Consider the following 1,425-nt stretch of genomic DNA (forward strand, 5'->3'; position numbering starts at 1 on the left):
TAATGCCGTTCGGATAAGCATTATTGCTTGAACCTGAACGGATATTTGGCTGGGACAAAGAGGACTGAACGTGGAAACGTTCGGTCTTTTCTTTTATCTGGAAGAATGAAGTGACTCAAACTGTCTCTCATCCTTTTCAGTTTTACAGGTAGAGTTCCGTCTGGACTTAAAGCTAACCAACGTAATTGCGCATCAATAAGGTTAATTGCGGCGGTAAAACTGACCCTAGTCGCTCGAACCCCGGCTTCTGAAGCTATCTTAACCATCTCTAATCGCACTAAGTTATAGGCAAGTAATACGCCCCACAGCTCTTGCTTCACACCGGCAGAAAAACGACTTCGTAAAGTGACGTGACTTTGCAGTTGAGTCTGTTTAATTTCACCATAACCTTCTTCTATCTCCCAGCGTTGCCAATAAATACGCAGCAGGCTTTCTAGCGAGTATCTACTAGGGTCTGTAAGTGAAGTAATAAAACCTTTTATCTCACCTTTTGGCTCTTGATATAGGACTAATCTGGCTTCCCAACGTGCGGGTAAATTCGGATTCTGCCGTTGAGCTTGAGGAGAGATGGGCATTGAGATGAGCATGTCGTTCTCCGCATATTTCTCCAACACTTCATAGCGTAGCTTACGCTTTGCAGGCATTAACCAGTGAGCATTTTCCGCACTCTCTTGCCACGACAACAAGAGGTCTGCCGAGAAATAACAACGATCAAATAAGGTCAATGAATGTGCGGGGATATCATTGAATAGGCGCTTAGCTAAGGTCGTTTCACCGACATGACAGCCATCAAAAGCCGCCCCCATAATCATTCGAGTTTCTGTTGACATCAAAGCGACTAAACGAAGTTGAGGGTAAGGTTTCAATTTTTTAGAGATGAACCCAAATTCTTCAGCGTTCTCTGGGGAATCTTGGCACCTAAATGTTGTCCCATCCACAGCAAGAACATTAAGCTCTAAGTCTTTGTCTTGTTGAAGGATATCTCCGTTCCAAGCCTTTACCGTTGTGTGAAACAGAGCCGCTAACGGACTCTCATCTAGACGTCGGCGTGAATCAGTTAGGACACTGGGTGCAACACGAGACCAGCTATCTTCAGGTTTAGGCTGAAGTGCAATGTCTAATGAACTGCACACCTCTTTGATAGACATGTTGCGTTGCAGCCCCATCCAAATAACTAACCAGACAGCTTGCTGAGCGGGAAGCCGACGTCGTCTTATGCTCGCTTTATTAGTTTCAAGAAGAGCTTGTTCTATCCACTCAATCTGAATGGCGTCGACAACAGATTCATAATTATCGGCATCTTCAATGGTCTCATGTGCCATTGCTAATTCTTGTTCAAGCATAAAAAAATCCCCATCAACGTTGTTGATGGGGATTATCTGCTAACTGCAAGATCGTTCAAGTCTTCTTAAACGATCGGCATTA

General features: G+C 44.3%; 1 protein-coding gene. It reads right to left on the reverse strand.

Going from position 1 to position 1,425, the window contains the following annotated elements; genetic code table 11:
* Positions 1–20: 20 nt before the first annotated feature.
* Entirely contained in the window at positions 21–1,343 is a 1,323-nt protein-coding gene (locus AB4653_RS17620) for an IS4-like element ISVbsp1 family transposase (protein WP_009845967.1), read from the reverse strand.
* Positions 1,344–1,425 lie beyond the last annotated feature (82 nt).

The sequence above is a fragment of the Vibrio sp. 10N.222.48.A3 genome (assembly GCF_041475345.1).
Lineage (GTDB): Bacteria > Pseudomonadota > Gammaproteobacteria > Enterobacterales > Vibrionaceae > Vibrio > Vibrio tasmaniensis_A.